The organism is Arthrobacter sp. GQ119, assembly GCF_059759125.1.
This window is the reverse complement of the sequence record NZ_JCAXEA010000053.1, coordinates 1-2,510: the sequence shown is the minus strand read 5'-3', so window position 1 is coordinate 2,510 and position 2,510 is coordinate 1. Positions and strand designations below refer to the sequence as shown.

General features: G+C 61.1%; 3 protein-coding genes. 1 reads left to right on the top strand and 2 read right to left on the bottom strand.

Features of this window, described 5'->3' with window-relative positions:
• Together AC6CH3_RS23270 and AC6CH3_RS23265 are read right to left on the bottom strand one after the other, a co-directional pair.
• Nucleotides 1-621: amino acid ABC transporter permease (locus AC6CH3_RS23270; RefSeq protein WP_498134687.1), on the bottom strand; the 621-nt coding region annotated here is incomplete at its 3' end.
• A 47-nt stretch (nt 622-668) separates the two neighbouring features.
• A complete protein-coding gene (locus AC6CH3_RS23265) occupies nt 669-1,598 on the bottom strand; it encodes an ABC transporter substrate-binding protein (protein WP_498134686.1) in 930 nt (309 codons plus the stop codon).
• Nucleotides 1,599-2,024: 426 nt separating this feature from the next.
• Here AC6CH3_RS23265 and AC6CH3_RS23260 point away from each other — a divergent pair.
• Nucleotides 2,025-2,510, top strand: a 486-nt coding sequence (locus tag AC6CH3_RS23260) for an HAD family hydrolase (protein WP_498134685.1), incomplete at its 3' end; no start/stop codon positions are given.

Sequence of the window (2,510 nt, the reverse complement as noted above, 5' to 3'; positions counted from 1 at the left end):
GGGGATGATCGAGGGCATCGCCTGCGGGATGATGACCTTGCGCATCTTCATCGCGCTGCTCATGCCCAGGGAGTCGGCGGCCTCGATCTGGCCCTTGCCGACCGAGGAGAACCCGCCACGGATGATCTCGGCCATGTACGCGGCCTCGTTCAGCGTCAGGCCGACCAGGGCCGCCGTGATGGGTGCCATCAAGGCATTAATGTCGATCGCGGTGCCGATGTCCGTGAACGGGATGCCGATGGTCAGGTTCGGGTACAGCGCGGAAACGTTGAACCAGAAGATCAGCTGCACCAGGACCGGGGTGCCACGGAAAATCGTGATGTAGACACTGGCCGTGGCCGCGACCGGCTTGATGCTGGAGGACCGCATGATTGCCAGCCCCAGGCCAAGGAGCGTTCCGAGGCCCATGCTGGCGATCGTGAGGAAGATGGTGAGCATCAGGCCACGGACGATGGATTCGTGGGTGAAGTACTGGGCAACCGTGCCCCACCTGAAGTTGGGGTTGGTCGAGACCGAGATCAGGATGCCGATACCGATCAGGCTGCAGACCACCCAGGCGACGTATTCAAAAGTGCTGCGCCGCCGTAAGCGTGGTTTGAGATGTGACTCTTTCCCACTCATAGGGGTTTCACTTCTTTCGATCGTAGTTTCTTGCATGGCCTGCCCCGTTACTTGAGGTTGGCGGTAGTGATGGCCGCGCCGCTGAGGCCCCAGGTGTCAAGGGACTTCTTGTATTCCGGGCTCTCAAGGACGGACTGGACGGCCTTCTGCAGGGCAGGCGTCAGCGGCGAAGACTTCTTCAGGCCAATGGCATTGACGTGCTCCGAGCGGGTATCCACCTTCGGCAGAACCGTGAACGTGTTGGGCTGCTGCTCCGCGGCCCAGGCCAGCGCGGGGGTGTCGTAGAGGACGCCGTCCACGCGCTTGGAGGCCAGCTGCGTCAGGGCTTCCTGGACGTTGGGCAGCGTGACGCCGTTGATGGCCGGCTTGCCCTTTTCCTCACAGGTCCACTTCGAGACGTTCGGCAGGTGCTTCAGCTGGGCGTTCGAGCCCTTGGTGACCGCAATGTTCTTACCGCACATGTCGTCATTGCTGATGTTCAGCGGGTTGCCATGGGCCACGGCCACCGACACACCGGTGCTGACGTAGCTCACCATGTCCATCACCTTCAGCCGCTCTTCCGTGGGGGACATGGTGGTGACGGTGAAGTCGTAGCGGCCGCCGTCGATACCGGGGACGATCGTGTCAAACGCGGTGTTCTCGAACTTCAGCTTCACGCCGAGCTTCTTGGCCACCAGCCGGGCGATGTCCGGGTTCAGGCCGATCGGGGTTGTGTTGTCGTCGGCCAGGAAGGTCGTCGGCGGGTAGTGCAGGTCCATGGCAACCGTCAGCTCGCCCTTGTCCTTGATGGACTGCGGCAGCAGCTTCACCGCGGCCGCGTCAGGCTGGATGCCCTCCGAGATGTCAGCGGTGTTCGACGTCTTGGACTTTGCATCCCCAGCGGCCGGCGTGCCGGTGGCAGCGCCGCCACAGGCGGTGAGGGCCAGCAGGACAGCAATGCCTGCGGCTGCGGTCTGAACTTTGTTGATGGTCTTCATGGTGGTTCCCTTCGAATGGGTTTCAGGTGAAGTTATTCCGCCGAACGAGAGAGGAGTGTTTAGCTGCGGCTGACAGGCCACGCTCTCTCTATTGCTCAGGTCGGACATGCCGTGCAGTGACGTGGAGCGGACTTCTTGCGTCCTGCATGTCGGCTGTGATCGAAATCTCGCTCGGCCCCGTCACTATGCAACCCCTAGAATTGCTGATTGTCAACAATCGACGAAAATATGCCCTGCGTTACGTCCACGAAATATGGCCGGAAGAACCCTGGGCAGAAGTTGTTGACAATCTACAATGGGAAGCCTAGAGTCGACACTAACGGGCCGGGGAACGCGTCGACGCGCCCCCATGCCCGACCTAGACTTACCGAAGCGGGCGCCAGGTAATCCGGCGTCCGGCCGAAGATCTCTATGAACGGATGAATCATGGCAACGACTAACTCCCGGCCGAAGTACATCTCTTTTGATGTCTATGGCACGCTTATCAACTTCGATATTGATCCCACTACGCGTCGTCTGCTGGATGGCCGTATCTCTGAAGAGCAGTGGCCTGCGTTCAAGAAGCAGTTCCGTGGGTACCGGTTCGACGAGGTGTGTGGCGATTACAAGCCGTACGAGGCGATCCTGCAGGATTCCTTTGACCGGGTGTGCAAGCGCTGGGGCATTGGGCCGACCGAGGGTGCCGGCGCGGCGTTCGCTGAGGCTGTGCGCGGCTGGGTTGCGCACGAGGACGTGCCGGTTCCGTTGAAGCTCATGGGTGAGAACTACAAGCTGGTGGCTTTGTCCAACGCGGACGACAGCTTCCTGGACATCAGCATTCCCAAGCTCGGTGCGGAGTGGCACGCCGTGTTCACCGCCGAGCAGGCCCAGGCCTACAAGCCGCGGTACCAGGCGTTCGAGTACATGCTGGAC